Here is an 18,838-nt window from a genome sequence, read left to right on the forward strand (position 1 = left end):
CAAGGGCCGCAATTGCGGCCCTTGTGCTTTATGGCGGGTGAGCCAGCGTTAGGCTGGCTCGGTTGCTGCGGTTGTGGTTTCTGCCTTGCTCTTGGCGCTGTCGCGGCGCTGGATATATTTCCAATCCGCTTCATCGATATAGATGCCATTCGGCCCGCTGCCGCCTTCCAGGTCGATCGCGACATGGGCCGAAACCTGCGGTTTCACCGAGGCGAGAATCGGCACAAAGCCCAACTGCAGGCTGGTTTCGATCAGCGCCTGCTGGTTCTTCTCGTCGATATCCGCCGCCTCGTCCAGGTAGTAAGGCAGCCGCACCTTGCCGGCCTGGTCGCGGTCCATCAGGTGCAGCAACAGGTACATGTTGGTCAGCGCCTTGATGGTCATGGTGGTGCCGTTGGAGGCCGCGCCATCGATGTCGGTGTGGATCACCGGCTGGCCATGCAACTTGGTGATCTCGAAGGCCAGTTCAAACAGGTCCTTCAAGCCCAGCTGGTTATGGTTGGCGGCGACCAGACGTGCCAGGTATTCCTTGGCCTCCTCGTTCTTGCTGTCCTGTTCGCTGCTCTGTTGCAGGTCGAACACCGAGAGGGTTTCGCCTTCTTCGTACTGGCCGGCGCTGTGGATGATCTGGTCGATATGCTTGAGCGCGTCCTTGTTCGGTGCGAGAACGATGCGGAAGCTTTCCAGGTTGGACACCTGACGCTTGTTGATCTCGCGGTTGAACAACGCCAGCTGGTGTTCCAGGTTGTCATAGTCGCTACGGATATTGCGCAGGGTACGGGCGATGTCAGTGACCGCCGCGCGGCGCGCCTTGGCCAGGGTGATGGCTTCGTCCTGGCGGTGCGCATAGGCGTTGACCAGCAGGTGCAGGCGACGCTCGACATCATCTTCGCTGTCGAACTTGGCCACACCTTTCAGGCGCACCTGGGCATATAGCGCCTCGATCTGTCCGTCGATGCGTTGCAGGCCCTGCCAGGCGTCCTGGTAGTCGTTGAGCAGCGGCAGCAGGTTGTCCAGGCTGTCATCCACCGGGTCGGTAAACGGCGTGCCGAACGGCAGGTTAGCCGGCAGCAGCTGGCGACGGCGCAGGGCGTCTTCCAGGGTGCGTTCCTTGGCTTCCAGATCGGCGAGCTGACGGCCGACCAATTGCAGCTTGGCGGAGAGCTGCTGCACGCGCTCGGTAAAGGCATCGGCGGCGCGTTTGAGTTCATCCTGGGCGGCTTCCAGCTGGGCCAGCTGCTCCAGTTTGCCGGCTTCCTCAACGGAGAGCGTCTGGCTCTTGCGAAAATCTTCCAGGGCTTTCTGCGCATCCAGTACGGCCTGGTAGAACTGCTCAGCCTGGGCCTTGCTCGCAGCGCGGTCAGCGGCCACAGCCTGCTGGGTTTTCAGCTGTTTGTATTCGCGGTCCAGGCGGTCCTTCTGGTCGCGCAAGGCGGCGCGGTCGGCCAGGGCCTGCAGAGCCGGCGGCTCGATATGGCTGAGGTCGATACTCAGGCCGGGCACTTCGAAGTGCTCACCTTTGAAGCGGTCGAGAATGCTTTCCAGGGATTTGACCCAGGCATCGCCGTCGGCCACCTGAATGCCTTTCTCACCCAGCGGCAGGCTGAACAGTTGGCCATTGAACAGGCGCATCAAGCGGTCGACGTCTTGCTGGCTGAACTCCTCGCGCAAGCGCGAGTAGCTGTTGTTGTCGGCGTGTTCGAGTTGCTGCTTCACCGACTTCAGGCGTTTTTCCAGATCGCGCAGGCGCTCGTCGAGATCCTCGGCGGAGAACTGCCGCGACTGCGCCAGGGCGCCGGCCAGTTCGTCGTGAGCATCCTTGGCGGCCAGCAGCTGCTCTTCCAGCACCTTGGCGTCATTGACCAGGGCGAAGCGGTTTTTCAGCACCGATAGCTCGCCGAGCCAGCGCTGGATTTCGCTGATCTCGCGCTCCATGCGCATCAGTTCCTGGGTGCCGTCACGTTGTTCCTGTTGCAAGCCGTCCTGCTCGCCACGGTAATGTTCGGCCTGGATTACCAGTTCCTCGCGGCGTGCGCCGGCATAGTCCTGCCAGGTGCCGAGCAGCGAGTCGAGCAGCGGCGACAGGCGATGCAACTTGCCGCGCAGCAGTTCGCGCTGGGCCACACCGGCTGCCAGGGCTTCGATCAAGGGGCCGGCGGTAACCAGCGCCTGATAGTCCTGCTCCATGCGTCGCACATCGCGGAAGGCTTCTTCGGTGGCGGCGATATAGTCGACGCTGCCTGAGCGCAGGCTGTGCTCGAAGGCGTCGAGGAACAGTTGCTTGAGTTTGGCGGCGGTGATTTCGCGCATATGCAGCAGGTTGATAAACAGCGCGCGGAAGGTTTTCAGGCTCTGTTCGCTGGTGGAGCGCAGTGGGATCAGGGTCAGATCCAGCGGAATTGAGGTATGCCCGCCGACCAGCAGGCGGCGCAGCTCTTCCGGCTTCAGCTCGTAGGCCTTAATGCCTTCGCGCTCCAGATTATTGAACAGCTCGCGTTGACGCAGGCAGGTGCCGTTTTTCTGGTAATGCTCCAGGTCCAGGGTGCCCTGGTAGGCGAAGAACTGATGGCCGAAACCGCCGCCCGGACCGCGCCCGGCCACGCCGATAACATGGGGGCCGTGGGGCAGGGCGACTTCGACGAGGATATAGCTGGTGTCGCTGGCGAAGTAGAACTTGCGCGATTGCTCCAGGCTGTACTTGCCGAAGCTCATGTCCGACATGCGCGCCAGAATCGGGAACTGCAGGGCGTTGATCGAGGCGGATTTACCCAGGTTGTTGGCGCCGTAGACCGACAGCGGGTTTTCCAGCGGGAACAGGCCGAGGCTGTAGCCGGCGGTATTCAGTAAGGCGAAGCGTCGAATGCCGTAGCGTTCCTGGCTCATGCGTCCATCTCCTGTGCGTCACGTTCTTCGGCCATGGCGCGGGCCAGTGCGTCTTCTTCGGATTCCTCGGTCGGCTCTTCGGTGAGGCTGATGATCTCGTCTTCGGTCTCATCGTCCAGCAGCACCGGCGTCGGCAGCGGCAGGCTGCTGTGCAGCGTGGCGGCCAGGTCGCGGTCCTGTTGCACCGAGAGACACACATCGAGGAAGCGGTGCATCGGCGCGAGGAAGCGGTAGATGCCGTTGTCTTCGCTGGCAAAACCCAGTTGGGTCAGGCGGCGCATGACTTTTTCTTCCAACTCTTCCTGGGTGGTGACTTCGGCCTGGAGGAGCAGGTCGCGATACTTTTCCAGTAGGGCGGGCAGCTCGTCACGGCCAAGGCTGCCGCCGTCGAGTACGGCCAGCGGGTCACGGCCCTGATCGGCCAGGTGCTCGACCAGAATAAAGGTGAACAGCGCCAGGCGCTGAGCGGTCTTGTTGACCTGAGCACCCATCTGTTCGGGCACGAAATAATAGAAGCCGCGGCTGTCGCAGGTCAGCTCATAGCCCAGGGCCTTGAACAGGCCGCGGTACTGGTCCTGTTGGCCGGCCAGCTGGGTGTAAAGCTCCGGGTTGCTGCGGCTGATGTGGTAGCCCTTGAACAGCTCGCGGAAGATCGGGGCGAGCTGGGTCAGTTCTTTCAGATCGATATTCATACGGTGGTCCCGGCCGGCTTGATCAGGGCAAAGGAGCTCAGGCTGACCTGATGCTCGCGGGTGAGGTAGTCGCGGCGCTCCAGGCGCTCGCGCTGGAAACGGCCATCGCGGGACAGGCGCGAGAACCAGTAGAGCAATTCGTCGGTGGCGCCTTCGGGTTCCTGCTCCAGCAGCCAGACCATCAGATCCGGCAGCGGCAGAGCCTGTTCGCAGCGCTCGATCATCTCCCGCGCCGTGCGCGGCGCGCGGGGGGCTTCGCCTTTACGGCTGCCATGGGCCTTGGGGAACTGCGCCGGCTTCGGCTCGAACCGGGCCAGGGCGTAAACATAGGCCTCGACCTGCGACGCGGTGCCGAGAAAGGTGCTTTGTGGGCGACTGAACAGCGGCAAGGAGGCCTGCGGCACGGCGTCCAAGCCCTTCTTGCGAATGGCCGCCAGGGCCAGGGCCGCGCCACGGGTCACGGCGTTATGCCGGCGCGCTTCCTCGCGCAGCGGCAACAGCAGCTCGCGAGCACGGCGCAGGGTCAGTTGGGCGGTGGTCTGCATTTCCAGAATGCGTGCGTGGGTGCGCAGCAGCAGGTCGTCATCCACCAATTGGCCGAGGCGCTGCTGTTCGCCAAGCAGGCGCAGCAGCACATGTTCGACGCGGTAGACGCCTTGCTCGAAGGCGCCGTCGGCGGCGACCAGCTGGATCATCGGTTCAACGTATTCGTCCCAGGTGGCCAGCACTTCGGCGTAGCGCTGACGCAGCGGAATCTGCCGGTCGCTGGTCTTGGCCCGATCGGCCACGGCGACCAGGGCCTGTTCGTCGTTGGCCAGCTTCTTCAATACATCGCGCACGCGCATATCGAGCAAACGCAGCTGACGCGCTAGGTCGGCGGCGTCGCGCACCTCGAAGGCGTCCTTGATATAGCCTGCCAGGCGCTCCAGATGGCGCAAATAGGCTTCGATTTCCAGGCACAGGCCCAGGCGGTGTTCACGGCGCAGGTAGGCGAGGAAGTCGTGAATCTGTGCGTTCAGCTCGAAACGATTGGGGCTCTTGGCCACCGGCACCATGATATCCAGGCGAATCCACTGGTCGAGCAGGGCGGTGACATCGGTTGGCGTGCCTTCGGGCAACTGTGCGGCGAGCTGATTGCGCAGCTCCACCAGGCTCAGGGTGCCGGCATCGAAGCGCTCGCACAGCGGCTCCAGCAACGTCCAGTGTTCGGCAAGGGCGCGCAGTACGCGCTTGGGATCAATCATCGGGCTCCGCTCCGCGGGCTTTTCGCAAAAAACGCCGATTGTACTGCAAGCCGTGGCCAAGGCTTGAGTGTCAGTCATCGTCTGTTCCGCGTTGCCTGCGTGCGTGTAACCCTGGTTGTGGTGATGGGTAACAGCGTGATGGCGCTCTGCTGTGGGGTAGGGGCGGATTCTCGGGGATTTCTCGACTATGGGTCGGCACGTTTAGCCGGCCGACTTTTTATAGTGCTAATCAAGGCGTGGAGTCCGCAGGGCTCTGCCATTCAAATAAGAACGACAGGGAATCAGCTATGCGTCCGACCCTTGGTTTTGCCAAAACTGCGCTCGCCTTGATCTGTGCTGGATTAATCAGCAGCACTGCCTACGCCAGAATGGTCGAGCTGGAGGACAGCGAGCTGTCGGAAGTGACCGGTCAGGCCTTTATCAACCTGACGACGGATAGCAACGCCGGGATCAACTACACCCGGGTCAATTTCGGCATGAATGTCGATACCCAGCTGAATATGAAGAAGTTGCAGCTGGGGCAGTACAACGATTCGGTGACCCGTCCTGGCGAGGCATTGGGCACCTCTGACCTGCTGATCAATAACTTTGCATTGGGTACGGTCAATGCCGATGACACCATCAACCCGTTCAAGATCGCCAATCCATTTCTGGAACTGGCCTATTCGGGCAACAAAGTGGTGGGGGTGCGTATTGGTTTCGGTGAAGCCAAAGGCATTCTGTCCGGGGATATTCAGAGCTTGACGGGCAATATCCCCGTTCATATCAAAGGTACTGCTGATGCGGTTTATGACAGTGCTAATGCCGGCCAGAAGTTGGCACTTTTTTTGGGTGGAATATATGAGACAAGCATACTAGAGGCTGATGCTCAGTTAGTGGCATCCAACGGGACTGCAGACCCCATTCGTGCCGGTCTGGCTGGGATCAAGAATGGCGACGGCCTGAACTGTACTAGCGGTTGTTTGCCGGGTATTTCCGACGCAGCCCTGGCCATCCTCAAGTCAAATGGCTGTGCTTTGCTAGGTATCCAGACCTGTTTCTCGCTATCGCAATTCCAGTCACTCCCTGTTGGCAATATGGCGGTCAATGACTCGGCTTCTACTGCTGCGATTGAAGGCGCCGCCAAAGGGTTCTTTATTTCCATGCAAACCCAGGACGTGGCCTGGCGTGACATGGATAGCAATGCGCTGATCAATACCTTGAAAGGGGCCTTTATGAACCTGCCCAAGTACCGTGATGCCAACGGCAATATGGTGGCCCCGATCAATATCGATTTTGAGCAGGCGTTCAATGGTATTCCCCGGCAGGACACCTGCCTGGGCACAGCCACTGCGGGGTGCTGATCATGCGCGCGCTGACTGCTGTTGTTTCGTTGATGCTGCTGACTGGTGTGGCTCAGGCTGAGTTGCAAGCCATGGATGACCAGGAACTCTCGGCTGTTCAGGGCGCCGGATTTGGCTTCGTGCTGGATGGTGTATTACTGGATGCCTCCGGTGCGGTGATCACCATCAATGACATCAACAATGCCTCCGGGCAGAACGTGCCGATTTCGGTGAAGGAGTTCTACCTGGGGGCGACCGGCAGTAATAAAGGTGCAAACCTGAATCCGGTAAATATTGGTCGTTTGGATCATCCTTTCGAGATTACTTTGGCCAAAGGGGAAACCCTGCGCACCCTGCGTGATGATGGGCAATGGGTGCAGACCACGCCGAGCAATATCAGTGTGCTGGAGTTCAAGTTCCCCGAGCGTTTGACCGGTGCTGGCGGTCAGGCCTGTATCAGCGGCTATGCCGCTGCCGGAAGTAACTGCTCCAGCCGTGCTTCTGAGCGAGTTGATCTGGGGATTCGCTTCGACTTCCAGGTCGCTGCCGGGCGTACTGACATCATCAATCTTGATTTCAGCGAACTGGTTATGGACGGCAGCTACCTGCGGCTATGGGGTGATGATTCGCGCGGTCAGTTAGTCGGTGAAGCGCGGGTGAATCTGTTCGCCAAGAGCCTGCAACTGATGTCCTGCGCTGCCGGTACAACCAATTGCACCACCGCCCAGGAGCAGACTGCGCGCACCCTGACGCTGAGCAATGCCTACGCCAATATTTCGCTGGGGTACGGCAAGAGCCAGCCGTTGCTGTTTGATGTCAGCAGTAACGGTCAATTTGTGCTGGAGCTGCCCAATCCGGTGACCCGTGCCGCCAACGGCAGCGCGCGTCCGGTAGCCGAGCGTAATGCGATTGCCAGTGACTTCTATGCCAACGCCCCACGCACCAATATCGTGATCGACAACCTCAAAGCCGGCACAGGCAGCTTTTCTACCGGTGGCTACAACTTTGGCTACAACGCCATCCAGGGGCTCAGCATCAACTACCTGAAGGTGACCAGCCGTGACCTCTAAAGTCTGGTTAGCCATCAGCGCGCTGCTCGCCATGCCGGCCTTGGCCGAAATGCAGGCGTTGGATGATGACACCCTGAGCCGCATGAATGGCCAGGGTGGGGTGTACCTGTCCGGTGAGTTCAGTATCAACAAGGATGGCGGCGTGCTGTGGAGCAAGCCGGTCAGCAACAACCCCAGCACCTGGACAGCCAGCCAGCGTAGCTGCGCCAATGCGGGCGCTACGACGCCGGAAAACTGTGGCATGCGTGTGGCGATCCGCTCCGAGGCGGAAGGCGGCTGGTATGTGCTGGATAACCTCAAGGGCGTGTTCAGCTTTGAGGGCCTGACTCTGCGTACGCGCACCATCAACAGCGGTTTCAATGGTGACGGTGCTGCGTTCAATCAGGATGTGCTGGAGTTCGGCTTGCCCAACGAGGTGAAGTTCAAGGACGGCAGTTTTGCCTTTGGTGTAGCCAATCAGGGCGGCTGGCAGAACAAGTCCCTGAGCGTGGCCAATGGCGGGAATCCGTCCTACCAGCAGACCAATATCTTCTCGGCGAAGATCGACGGCACCATCCGTATGCAGGGCAACGTGCTGATCTTTCCGCAGAATTGAGGAGCAGGGCCATGCACCGTTATTCGCTGTTGTTGCTCGCACTTCTGAGTCCACTGACACAGGCCATGCAGGCACTGGATGATCAGGCGCTGTCATCCGTCAGCGGGCGTGACGGCATCAGCCTGCAAACCACAGGCGCTGGCTGGTCGGCGGGCAGTATTGATTACAAACAGGATGGTCAGACCCTCAGCCTCAATGGTGTCAGTGGCACGCCGCAAACGGCGGGTAGCAGCTCGACCACCACGCTGGATGTCGTGGGTAATCAGCTGCAGGTGCAGCATAGCGGCAGTGCTCAGGTGCTCAGCATCGATAACATTGAGCTGGCCGGCAGCAGCAAAAGCTTTGGTGCTTTTCGCGCGTTTTTCACCCTGGGGGCCAGCCTCAAATTGAGTGGCGGCGGGGCCAGTGGCGTTAGCGGTTTCAGCGTGGATGACAGCCAGCTGTCGTTGAGCGCGGCGACCTTTTATTACCGCGACAATGGCTTTGACCTGATCGTCAAAGGCCTGTCGTTCGATACTTACCTGAACAACGCCTACCTGGACATCGTCAGCGGCGGCAGCGGCCAGGAGATCAAGCTGGACCTAGGCACCTCGCGCTTTGTCGGCTCGATCGCCGGCATTGGCTTGGATCTGGCCCATGGCGACCCCACTGTCGGTGTGGCGGTGACGCCGGGTACTCCCGATCTGCGTGACGTGGATGCACAACGCAGCTTCGGCAAGCTGGATATGGACCTGCGCCTGGGTGGCAGTATCAGCATTGCTGGCGGTGGGGCCAGCGGCGAGGGGCTGCGGATCAAGCCGAATATCACCATCGCCAACAGCCTGTTCCAGTATCAGGACGAAGGTGTGCTGCGTGCCGAGAATTTTGCCGGCAGCTTGATCAGTAACTCTGGTTTAACCCTGGATCTGGAGCAGGACGGCGCTGGCAGCTACGCGAAAATCGCCTTTCAGGACCTCAAGTTCAACGCCACCCTCGGTGGTCTGATCATGGGCAACCCGAGCAATCAGAAACTCGGCGGCCTGGCGGTGGATCTGAATTTTCTCGATCAGGGTGCGCGGCAGAACTGGTTGAAACTGCGCCCGGGCGGCGACCCCAACTCCGGGCAGAAAGGCATCAGCGCCGACCTCAGCTGGAATATGGTCAACAGCTCGCTGGCACTCACCGATAACGGCAACACCATGTGGTTCAGCGGCCTGCGTACCCACGGTACCGGTCAGTTTACCTTTGATCTGACCAAGAGCTGCGCCGCCGGTGTGAGCGCGAGCTGCTATGCCGGCACCAACAGCGATATAAACAGCGGCGGCTACAACGGTCATTTCGATGGCATGCGCCTGGGTTTCAAGAATGTGGTCGGCAGCTACAGCTTCGATGGTCTGCGGGTGGGGACGGCTGATGCGCCGCTACAGGGCGGAACCGAGTTGCTGGTGCTGATGGAAATTTTCCCGGCCTACGATTTCACCCTCAATGGTCAGGTCACTCTGCGCGCGGGTGGTGCTGTGGGTGATGGGCTGCGCTACAACGCCGACTTCTATATCACCGAGGCGAATGCGGCGATTACCGTGGATGAAAACGGTCGTGGCCTATGGCTCTCAGGCAGCAGCTATGACATGCATTACCGCGAAGGCTCGCTGGACATCAGCACTAACGGCGTGGAACTGCGTAAAGGCACGTACTGGTCCAAGCTGGATGTGAACGACGTGCGCTGGGGCGACCGGCAAACCGGCAGCAGCATTGGCCGTCTGGTGCTTAAGCGCTATGAGCAAGGTTCGACTCTGGCCATCAATTCGGGTGGTGCTGGTGCGTTGTGCGTTGGCGGTAGCGGTGGCACGTCAGCGGCATGTGTGGCCAGCGGCGGGCGCTGGGAGGACCGGGGCGACGAAGGCATCTCGGTCAAGCTGAAGAATGTGTTCGTTCGTGATGGCTCCGGTAACCCGGCCAATAGCGTGTCGAATAACGAGAAGCGCAATCAGATCATCATTGAAACCGGACGAGTCAACGGGGCCAACGGCACTGGCAGCCAACTGGTGGTGGACAACTTCCATACCTCCGACGGCAACCCAACGAATCCTAACGCCAACGACTACGGCTTCAACGTAGACCTCAACCTGGACGTGGCACCGACCAAGGTGTGTAGCAAGTCAGCTTCCGGTTGTACGCCGGTCAGCCCTGACCCGCTCGGCTTTGCGGTCAATGGTCGGGTGCACTTCAAGGAAGTGAACATTGACCGGATTCAGAACGTCCATCCCACTGGCGGTGCCGTGACTTCAATGTATGGGGTCAAGCTGCAGAACGCCGATATTCGTGCCAACCTGACGGCCACGCCGATCAATTGATCGGCATAACCCCGGCTCGTTAACGCTGGGACGCGTCATGCCCCTGTCATCCTGATTGGTCATCCTGCGGCGCGTGGGTTGTTTCACGTTGGCCGCTCAGTCGTTGCCGATGGTCACTGAATCGACGAAATATCCCCGCTGCTCTTTCGGTATGTGCCGGTTGTCGGCACAATTCGCCTCCACTTTTCGGGGAGGGGTCAGCTTTGCTGATTGCCTGCCGGCCGACTTTGCATAGCATTCGGGGCACAGACACGCAGATGATCAAGACGCCGTACTACCTCATCGACAAGCAAAAGCTCTTGGGTAACCTGGAGAAAATTGCCTACGTACGCGAGCACTCCGGGGCCAAGGCGCTGCTGGCGCTCAAATGCTTCGCCACCTGGTCGGTGTTCGACCTGATGCAGCAATACATGGACGGCACGACCTCATCGTCCCTCTATGAGCTGAAGCTCGGTCGGCAGAAGTTCGCCGGCGAAACCCACGCCTACAGCGTGGCCTGGGCGGATGACGAGATCGAAGAAATGGTCGCCAACTGCGACAAGATCATCTTCAACTCCATCGGCCAGCTCGAGCGCTTTGCCTCGCAGACCGAAGGCACCATTCGCGGCCTGCGGGTCAATCCCCAGGTGAGCAGCTCCGACTACCTGCTGGCCGACCCGGCGCGCCCGTTCAGCCGCCTGGGCGAGTGGGATCCGGAAAAGATCGCCGCGGTGATGGATAAGATCAGCGGCTTTATGTTCCACAACAACTGCGAGAACGGCAGCTTCGAGCTGTTCGACCAGATGCTGAGCACCATCGAAGAGCGCTTCGGTCATCTGCTGGAGCAGGTGGAGTGGGTCAGCCTCGGCGGAGGCATTCACTTCACCGGTGAGGGCTATCCGCTGGATAAGTTCTGCGCGCGGCTGAAGGCCTTCTCCGAGCGTTTCGGCGTGCAGGTGTATCTGGAGCCCGGCGAAGCGGCCATCACCCTGAGTTCCTCTTTGGAAGTCACGGTGCTCGACACCCTGTACAACGGCAAGCACCTGGCCGTGGTCGACAGCTCGATCGAAGCACACATGCTCGACCTGCTGATCTACCGCCTCAACGCCAAGATGGAACCCTGCAGCGGTGAATACACCTACATGGTGTGCGGCAAGTCCTGCCTGGCCGGTGACATCTTTGGTGAATATCAGTTCGACAAACCGCTGGCCATCGGCGATCGCCTGTCGTTTATCGACGCCGCCGGTTACACCATGGTCAAGAAGAACTGGTTCAACGGCCTGAAAATGCCGTCCATCGCGGTCAAGCAACTCGACGGCAGCGTCGAAGTGGTGCGCGAATTTGGCTTTGACGATTACCTGTCGAGCCTGAGCTGATCCGTAGGGTGGATGGTGCTTTTCTCATCCACCCGCGTGATGACTGAAGGGGGGGCGAGTCAAGCGCCGTCCACCCTATCTGTTTTAAACCCGCAACACCTGTCTCTTAAACGCAGTACCCAGGAGGTGAAACAATTGAAGAAGAACGTTCTGATCATTGGTGCAGGAGGTGTCGCCAAGGTGGTGGCCCACAAGTGCGCGCAGCACAACGACGAATTGGGTCGCATTGCTATCGCGTCGCGCAACATCTCCAAATGCCAGGCCATCATCGACAGCGTTAACGCCAAGGGCAGTTTGAAACAGCCGGCCGAGATCAAGGCCTTTGCCCTCAATGCGCTGGATATTGAAGCAACCAAAGCACTGATCCGCGAAACCGAATCGCAGATCGTCATCAATGTGGGTTCGGCCTTCCTCAATATGTCGGTGCTGCGCGCCTGCATCGAGACCGGCGCCGCCTACCTTGACACCGCCATCCACGAAGAACCGGGCAAGATTTGCGAAACGCCGCCTTGGTACGGTAACTACGAGTGGAAGCACCTGGCCGAATGCCAGGAAAAAGGCGTGACTGCCATCCTCGGCGTCGGTTTCGACCCGGGCGTGGTCAATGCCTACGCTGCACTGGCGCAGCAACAGTACTTCGACAGCATCGAGTCGATCGACATCCTCGACGTCAACGCCGGTTCCCACGGCAAGTACTTCGCCACCAATTTCGATCCGGAAATCAATTTCCGTGAATTCACCGGCCAAGTCTGGAGCTGGCAGAACAGCCAGTGGACCAGCAACACAATGTTTGAAGTCAAACGCACCGACGACCTGCCGGTAGTCGGCGAACAGAATTTGTACCTGACCGGGCATGACGAAGTGCATTCCCTATCCAAACACCTGAACGTGCCCAACGTGCGTTTCTGGATGAGCTTCGGTGAGCACTACATCAATGTGTTTACCGTGCTGAAAAACCTCGGCCTGCTCTCCGAACAACCGGTAAAAACCGCCGAAGGCCTTGAAGTTGTGCCGCTGAAAGTGGTCAAGGCCGTTCTGCCCGATCCGTCCTCGCTGGCGCCGGGCTACAGCGGCAAGACCTGCATTGGTGACTTGGTCAAAGGCACCAAAGACGGCAAGCCGGCTGAGCTGTTTATCTACAACGTCGCCGACCACAAGGACGCCTATGTCGAGACCGACAGCCAGGGCATTTCCTACACTGCGGGCGTACCGCCGGTCGCGGCAGCGCTGCTGGTGGCGCGTGGCGATTGGGATGTGGCGCGCATGGCCAACGTTGAAGAGCTGCCGGCCGAACCGTTCCTCAAGCTGCTCGATGTCATGGGTCTGCCGACTCGCATCAAAGATCAGCACGGTGATCGTCCGTGGGATCAGGCGCTTTGATCGGTCTTATCTAGCGGTGCTCTAGCTCGCTCAATCCGCCTAACGCCCGCCATTTTGGTGGGCGTTTTGCTATCTGGAGTTCGATTCGCGAGCAATGGTGGATGTAAACAGCGACATCCACCCTACGTGCCGGTTTATGCGATCAACCTGTGTGAGAGGCTGGGCGGCATCCCGTTTTAGCCGCGACGTGGCATCCATGCGCGCCGCGCTTCCCGCCCGTGGCATTTCACGCGACAATCAGCCCTTATCGACACGCGCCCCAACGTCGGGTGCGTGCTACGGCGACTCCGTGAGGACACCAGCATGAGCAGCAACGATCGCGTCATTATTTTCGATACCACCCTGCGTGACGGCGAGCAGAGCCCCGGCGCGTCGATGACCGGTGAAGAAAAGCTGCGCATCGCCAAGGCCCTTGAGCGTCTGCGGGTTGATGTGATCGAAGCCGGCTTTGCCATCGCCAGCCCGGGCGACTTTGCGGCGGTCAAGGCGATTGCCGACAGCATCAAGGACAGCACCGTGTGCAGCCTGTCGCGGGCTCTGGATGCGGACATCGACCGCGCCGCCGAAGCACTCAAGGGTGCCAACAGCGGGCGTATCCACACTTTTATCGCCACCAGCCCGATTCATATGCAACACAAACTGCGCATGCAGCCGGATCAGGTCGTCGAGCAGGCCGTGCATGCGATCAAACGCGCGCGCAACCTGTGCAGCGACGTGGAGTTCTCCTGCGAGGACGCCGGTCGGTCCGAACTCGATTTCCTCTGCCGCATTATTGAAGCGGCCATCGATGCCGGTGCGCGCACCATCAATATTCCCGATACGGTTGGCTATGCCATTCCGCATCAGTACGCCGAGACCATCCGCCAGCTGCTCAACCGTGTGCCCAACGCCGATAAAGCGGTGTTCTCCGTGCATTGCCACAATGACCTAGGCTTGGCCGTGGCCAACTCACTAGCGGCTGTGGTGGCGGGTGCCCGTCAGGTTGAGTGCACCATCAACGGCCTTGGTGAGCGCGCCGGTAATGCCGCGCTGGAAGAGATCGTTATGGCGATCAAGACCCGTGAAGACTTGCTCGGCGTGCACACGCGTATCGATACTCCGCACATCCTCAGCACTTCGCGCATGGTCTCGGGCATCACCGGTTTTCCAGTGCAGCCGAACAAGGCCATTGTCGGCGCCAATGCCTTTGCCCACGAGTCCGGTATTCACCAGGACGGCGTACTCAAGCACCGCGAAACCTACGAAATCATGTCTGCCCAGTCAGTGGGCTGGCACACCAACAAGCTGTCGCTGGGCAAGTTGTCCGGGCGCAACGCCTTCCGTTCGCGTCTGGACGAGCTGGGGATCGTGCTGGCAGGCGAGGCTGAGTTGAACGCTGCGTTCGCCCGTTTCAAAGACTTGGCCGACAAGAAGCAGGAAATCTTTGATGAAGACCTGCAAGCCCTGGTGTCCGACACCCTGGCCGAAGAAGCACCGGAGCACTTCAAGCTGATCACCCTGGAGGTGGCGAGCAAAACCGGCGAAGTGCCGCAGGCGCAAGTGGTGGTGAGCGTTGCGGGGGCCGAGCACGGTGGTAATGCCCTGGGGTCCGGTCCGGTGGACGCAACCTTCCGGGCCATCGAGGCGATTGCCAGTTCCGAGGCCACTTTGCAGCTGTATTCGGTCAACGCCATCACCCAGGGCACCGACTCGCAGGGTGAAGTGACTGTGCGGCTGGAAAAGGGCGGGCGCATCGTCAACGGCAACGGCGCGGACACCGACATTCTGGTGGCCTCGGCCAAGGCCTATATCAATGCGCTGAACCTGATGCAGGCCGGGCAGAAAGCGCACCCACAGGCGGCTGACGTTTGATTGCAGAACTGCGCCGCCGTGCCTACCTGAGCGCCATGCAGGTGGCCAACTGGCTGCCGCGTGTGGAGTTACCGTTTGCCGCGCCTTCGCGCCCGGAACTGCTGCAACCGCTGGTTGAGGTCGAGCCTGAGCAGGAGGTAGCCGCTGCCGTGCCACAGGCGGTGGCTGAAGCTGCGCCGGCCTATGAGCCGCCGCGTACCGAAACCGCCGTTTTCGCGTCAGTTACCCGCCCCAAGATCGAAGTACCGCGTCCGGCGCCTCAGGGGCGCATGGCCAAGGTGGAGCCGGCTACAGTCGACGCAGAAACGCAGGTCACGTCCCAGCCAACGCCCGTCGCACCACCCCGTTTTGCCCTGCAATTGCTGCGTGCTGGCGCCTGTGCAGTACTGGTCGAATTGCCCACCGGTGAGCCACTGCAAGGGCGCGATCCGGCGTATCTGCTGCTCAAGGATCTGCTGCGTGCCGCCGGCCTGCCGGACAGTCCGCAGCTGATTGGCGAGCCGGTGCGCTGGCCGCTGCTGGTGCGCGGGCAGATCGACCAGGGGCCGCAAGCGGCGCTGGAATATGTGCAGAGTTTTGTCGGCGCGCGGCTGGAAGAGCAGGAGCCGTGCAGCTGCCTATGGCTGGTGGGGCTGCCGGCGATTCGTTTTGCCGGGGAAGCCACTGCCGACGCCTACAACCGCGAGCTGCAAGTAGAGGGCCCGGGCGCTGCCTGGGCGCTGCCGGGCCTGGAACTGCTGATGGATGAGCCAGAACGCAAGCGTGAGCTGTGGCAAGCCATGCGCCGCGTGCGTCAGCGCTGGTTGGCTGCCAATTGAAGACTTCTTTCCCGGCCGCTTGGCTGGGTTTCTACCGTTTGCCGAGTCAACCTGAATGAGTGATGCAATCAGCTTCCGCCCGATGACGGCGGCGGATATCGATGCGGTGCTGAAAATCGAATATGCCGCCTTCAGCCACCCTTGGACGCGCGGCATCTTTACCGACAGCCTGACCGCTTACAACTGCTGGGTGATGTTTGAAGGCCAGCAGCAGGTCGGCCACGGCGTGATCCAGATCATCATGGATGAGGCACACTTGCTCAATATCACCGTCAAGGCGGAAAGCCAGGGGCGTGGTCTGGGTTTAAAACTGCTCGAACACCTGATGCAGGAGGCCCAGAAGCAGGGTGCCAATGACTGTTTTCTGGAGGTGCGCGCGAGTAATCAGGTGGCTTACCGCCTCTATGAGCGCTACGGCTTTAACGAGGTTGGCCGGCGTCGCGATTACTACCCAGCCGTCGGTGGCCGTGAGGATGCCTTGGTGATGGTCTGCCCGCTGTTTGACTAGATCCCTTTTCGGCCATGCGCTGACACGATTGGCTACCGCCAGCGGCTCTATTCGCCGCTGACCTGGCGCTGGGCTTGTCGCATACTCCCGGCAGCCGCGTTTATCGCCCATTGCCCTAAGGATCTGTCATGCGCCTGTCTGCTTCGTTGCTTGCAGTGTTCTGCTTATTCGCCACCGCTCAGGCCACCAGTGCCGAGCGCAGTTTTACCATCCTGCACACCAACGACTGGCAATCACGCCTGCTCGGCTTCGGCCCGAACAACGAATACTCCCCAGCGACCACCGGCGATGACGATACCGTCGGCGGCGTTGCGCGCCTGGCCACCTTGCTGGATCAGCGCCGCGCTGCTGCTGGCGAGCAACCGGTGCTGCTGCTCGATGGCGGCGACTTCAGCATGGGCACGCTGTTTCACACCGTGACCCGCGAAACCGGTGGCGAGCTGCGCCTGATGACCGAGCTGGGCTATGACGCGGCGACCCTGGGCAATCACGAATTCGATTTTCGTCCTGCCGGGTTGGCCGCGATGATCAGCTCGGCGCACAAGATCAAGGGCGATGCGCTGATGCCGCTGCTGTCGAGTAACCTCGGCTTTGACCCCGCGCGCAAGGAAGACGACAGCTTGCAGGTTCATTACGAGGCCGGGCGCATTGCGCCTTACAAGCTGATCGACAAGGGCGGCATTCGTTTTGGCTTGTTCGGCCTGCTCGGTAACAACGCCGTGGCAGTCAGCCCGATGATCAAACCGGCGGTGTTTGCCGATCCGGTCGCGACTGCCCAAGCCATGGTCGCCAAGCTGCGCGAGGAGGGTGCCGAGGTGGTGATTCTGCTTTCGCACATGGGTGTGGTGCAGCAGGAAGACGGCAGCTGGCGCGGTGAAGAGGTCGAACTGGTCGAACAGGTGCCGGGCATCGACATCGTCGTTGGCGGTCACTCGCACACGGCTCTGGCGCAGCCTGTGCTGGTCAATGGGCGCACGCCTGTGATGCAGGCCGGCTCCGAGATTCAGCACCTGGGTGAATTGCGTATGCGTTTGCCGGCGGATGGCAAACCGCAGGTGGTCGATTACCAGCTGCACCCGATCAATGACCAGATTGCCGGCAGCGCTGCGGTGACTGCCAAGGTTGAGGACTTCAAGCAGGTGGTCAGCGCGCAGATGCTCGCGCCCAAGGGGTACACCTTCGACCAGCCGCTGGCGAAGGTCGATAAAACCCTGACCCGCGCCCATGACGATCCGATTCTCGGCAATCTGGTCACCGACGCGCTGCGCCATGCGACGGGCAGCGATGTGTCATTCACCGGCAATGGCACCATTCGCGACAACCTGATCATGGGCCGGTATGGCGTGCAGGCGGTGTCTGATCTGTTCCGCATCGCTCCGCTGGGCGTTGGTGAGCTGGATGATGCGCCGGGTTATCCGCTGATCAAGGTGTATGTCAGCGGGCAGGAGCTGAAGAACCTGCTCGAAGTACTGCTGCTGGCCTATCAGGTGCGCGAAAGCAAAAGCTATTACCCGCGTGTGTCCGGCCTGCGCTTCAGCTACAACCCCTGGCGCGTGCCGTTTGACCGGGTCAGCCGGATTGAACTGGGCGACCCGATCAAGGGTTACACGCCGCTGGACCTGGCCGATCAGCGTCTCTACAGCATCGGTGCCACCAGCTATGTCGGCAGTTTCACCTGGCTGGTCAGCGACCTGACCAAGGGTCTGCTCAGCGTGCAGCCAAAGGATGCCGAGGGGCGGCCACTGGCGGCGATCAAGGATGCAATCATTGATGCTGATCCGCAGCAGCCCGGCGTGCAGGAATACAAAGAGTGGCAGGGGCTGCTTGACCATATTCGCAGCATGCCGGATCTGGATGGCGATGGCCTGGCTGATATCCCGACCCAGGGCGCGGCCGCCGAGCAACGCATGCTGCGTGTGCCCAGTCTGCAGCCAGCCGAGCTGTACCATTATGCCGGGCCCCTGCAATGGGGCGTGAGCCTGGTGCTGTTGGCGGGTGTGTTGCTGATTGTCTGGTTGTTGCGTCGCCGTCGCGCCTGATCAAGTCCGCTGCCGTCTGTTTGCTGTGACGGCGGCTAACCCGTGCTTGTCAAAAGCCGGTGGCGCTCCTATGGTGCGCATCGACGAATCCGGGAGTGACGCATGAGCGATTTACAGCACCTCTTCGACAACAACGCGCGTTGGGCCGAAGCGATCAAGGAAGAAGATCCCGAGTTCTTCGCCAAGCTGGCTCAGCAGCAGGTGCCCGAATACCTGTGGATCGGCTGCTCCGATGCGCGGGTGCCGGCTAACGAGATCGTCGGCCTGCTGCCGGGCGATCTGTTCGTGCATCGCAACGTCGCCAACGTGGTGCTGCACACCGACCTCAACTGCCTCTCGGTGATCCAGTACGCGGTCGATGTGCTCAAGGTCAAACATATCCTGGTTACCGGGCACTACGGTTGTGGCGGCGTACGCGCATCGATGCAGGACACCCAGTTCGGCCTGATCGACGGTTGGCTGCGCAGCATTCGCGACCTCTACTACGAGCACCGCGAACACCTGGCGCAGTTGCCCAGCGAAGAAGAGCAGGTCGATCGCCTCTGTGAGCTCAACGTGATCCAGCAGGTGGCCAACGTCAGCCATACCACCATCGTGCAGAACGCCTGGCATCGTGGGCAGCCGCTGGCGGTGCATGGCTGCATCTACGGCATCAAGGACGGCCGCTGGAAGAACCTCAACGTCACTGTCAGCGGCATGGAACAGCTGCCGCCGCAATACCGCCTGCGCCCGCTCGGTCAGCGCTGAG

General features: G+C 60.6%; 13 protein-coding genes and 1 pseudogene. 11 read left to right on the top strand and 3 right to left on the bottom strand.

Annotation, left to right across the window (positions count from 1 at the left end):
* Window positions 1–32 precede the first annotated feature (32 nt).
* The 3 genes and pseudogenes from mksF to mksB all read right to left on the bottom strand — a co-directional run.
* Window positions 33–2,883: pseudogene (gene mksF / locus RHP75_RS05550) on the bottom strand (Mks condensin complex protein MksF); the annotation flags it as partial.
* A complete protein-coding gene (mksE, locus tag RHP75_RS05555) occupies window positions 2,880–3,575 on the bottom strand; it encodes an Mks condensin complex protein MksE (protein ID WP_311090835.1) in 696 nt (231 codons plus the stop codon). The gene mksE and the pseudogene mksF, both read right to left, overlap by 4 nt.
* Window positions 3,572–4,819, bottom strand: a complete 1,248-nt coding sequence (mksB, locus tag RHP75_RS05560; RefSeq protein WP_311090836.1) for an Mks condensin complex protein MksB — start codon at window positions 4,817–4,819, stop codon at window positions 3,572–3,574. Before mksB ends, mksE begins: the two co-directional genes overlap by 4 nt.
* A gap of 287 nt (window positions 4,820–5,106) precedes the next feature.
* On the opposite strand from mksB, the gene RHP75_RS05565 reads away from it, so the two are divergent.
* The 11 genes from RHP75_RS05565 to can all read left to right on the top strand — a co-directional run bounded on the left by RHP75_RS05565 (window position 5,107) and on the right by can (window position 18,837).
* Window positions 5,107–6,162 carry a DUF6160 family protein gene (locus RHP75_RS05565; RefSeq protein WP_311090838.1) on the top strand — a complete coding sequence of 352 codons (1,056 nt, stop codon included), beginning with the start codon at window positions 5,107–5,109 and terminating at the stop codon, window positions 6,160–6,162.
* 2 nt (window positions 6,163–6,164) lie between these two features.
* Window positions 6,165–7,211: a hypothetical protein gene (locus tag RHP75_RS05570; RefSeq protein WP_311090840.1), complete on the top strand. Its 1,047-nt coding sequence runs from the start codon at window positions 6,165–6,167 to the stop codon at window positions 7,209–7,211.
* A gap of 31 nt (window positions 7,212–7,242) precedes the next feature.
* Window positions 7,243–7,806, top strand: a complete 564-nt coding sequence (locus tag RHP75_RS05575) for a hypothetical protein (protein ID WP_311091869.1) — start codon at window positions 7,243–7,245, stop codon at window positions 7,804–7,806.
* A gap of 11 nt (window positions 7,807–7,817) precedes the next feature.
* Entirely contained in the window at window positions 7,818–10,139 is a 2,322-nt protein-coding gene (locus RHP75_RS05580) for a DUF6160 family protein (RefSeq protein WP_311090841.1), read from the top strand.
* 257 nt (window positions 10,140–10,396) lie between these two features.
* Window positions 10,397–11,494 carry a carboxynorspermidine decarboxylase gene (locus RHP75_RS05585; RefSeq protein ID WP_311090842.1) on the top strand — a complete coding sequence of 366 codons (1,098 nt, stop codon included), beginning with the start codon at window positions 10,397–10,399 and terminating at the stop codon, window positions 11,492–11,494.
* A gap of 135 nt (window positions 11,495–11,629) precedes the next feature.
* On the top strand, window positions 11,630–12,874 hold the full coding sequence (locus tag RHP75_RS05590) for a saccharopine dehydrogenase family protein (RefSeq protein WP_311090843.1): 1,245 nt from the start codon (window positions 11,630–11,632) through the stop codon (window positions 12,872–12,874).
* Window positions 12,875–13,177: 303 nt separating this feature from the next.
* On the top strand, window positions 13,178–14,725 hold the full coding sequence (locus tag RHP75_RS05595; RefSeq protein ID WP_311090844.1) for a 2-isopropylmalate synthase: 1,548 nt from the start codon (window positions 13,178–13,180) through the stop codon (window positions 14,723–14,725).
* Window positions 14,722–15,543: an energy transducer TonB gene (locus RHP75_RS05600; protein ID WP_311090845.1), complete on the top strand. Its 822-nt coding sequence runs from the start codon at window positions 14,722–14,724 to the stop codon at window positions 15,541–15,543. Before RHP75_RS05595 ends, RHP75_RS05600 begins: the two co-directional genes overlap by 4 nt.
* Window positions 15,544–15,598: 55 nt before the next feature.
* The gene (rimI, locus tag RHP75_RS05605) at window positions 15,599–16,051 is read left to right on the top strand and encodes a ribosomal protein S18-alanine N-acetyltransferase (protein WP_090251416.1); all 453 of its coding nucleotides are present in this window, start codon (window positions 15,599–15,601) and stop codon (window positions 16,049–16,051) included.
* A 128-nt stretch (window positions 16,052–16,179) separates the two neighbouring features.
* The gene (locus RHP75_RS05610) at window positions 16,180–18,090 is read left to right on the top strand and encodes a 5'-nucleotidase C-terminal domain-containing protein (RefSeq protein ID WP_311090846.1); all 1,911 of its coding nucleotides are present in this window, start codon (window positions 16,180–16,182) and stop codon (window positions 18,088–18,090) included.
* A gap of 102 nt (window positions 18,091–18,192) precedes the next feature.
* Window positions 18,193–18,837 carry a carbonate dehydratase gene (can, locus tag RHP75_RS05615; protein ID WP_160088338.1) on the top strand — a complete coding sequence of 215 codons (645 nt, stop codon included), beginning with the start codon at window positions 18,193–18,195 and terminating at the stop codon, window positions 18,835–18,837.
* Window position 18,838 lies beyond the last annotated feature (1 nt).

Origin of the sequence: Pseudomonas sp. SG20056, assembly GCF_031764535.1 — a bacterium.
Taxonomy (GTDB): domain Bacteria; phylum Pseudomonadota; class Gammaproteobacteria; order Pseudomonadales; family Pseudomonadaceae; genus Aquipseudomonas.

Coding starts and splice junctions, on each gene's coding strand:
- mksE (WP_311090835.1), bottom strand. CDS start 3,575: ATGAATATCGATCTGAAAGAACTGACCCAGCTCGCCCCGATCTTCCGC.
- mksB (WP_311090836.1), bottom strand. CDS start 4,819: ATGATTGATCCCAAGCGCGTACTGCGCGCCCTTGCCGAACACTGGACG.
- RHP75_RS05565 (WP_311090838.1), top strand. CDS start 5,107: ATGCGTCCGACCCTTGGTTTTGCCAAAACTGCGCTCGCCTTGATCTGT.
- RHP75_RS05570 (WP_311090840.1), top strand. CDS start 6,165: ATGCGCGCGCTGACTGCTGTTGTTTCGTTGATGCTGCTGACTGGTGTG.
- RHP75_RS05575 (WP_311091869.1), top strand. CDS start 7,243: ATGCCGGCCTTGGCCGAAATGCAGGCGTTGGATGATGACACCCTGAGC.
- RHP75_RS05580 (WP_311090841.1), top strand. CDS start 7,818: ATGCACCGTTATTCGCTGTTGTTGCTCGCACTTCTGAGTCCACTGACA.
- RHP75_RS05585 (WP_311090842.1), top strand. CDS start 10,397: ATGATCAAGACGCCGTACTACCTCATCGACAAGCAAAAGCTCTTGGGT.
- RHP75_RS05595 (WP_311090844.1), top strand. CDS start 13,178: ATGAGCAGCAACGATCGCGTCATTATTTTCGATACCACCCTGCGTGAC.
- rimI (WP_090251416.1), top strand. CDS start 15,599: ATGAGTGATGCAATCAGCTTCCGCCCGATGACGGCGGCGGATATCGAT.
- RHP75_RS05610 (WP_311090846.1), top strand. CDS start 16,180: ATGCGCCTGTCTGCTTCGTTGCTTGCAGTGTTCTGCTTATTCGCCACC.
- can (WP_160088338.1), top strand. CDS start 18,193: ATGAGCGATTTACAGCACCTCTTCGACAACAACGCGCGTTGGGCCGAA.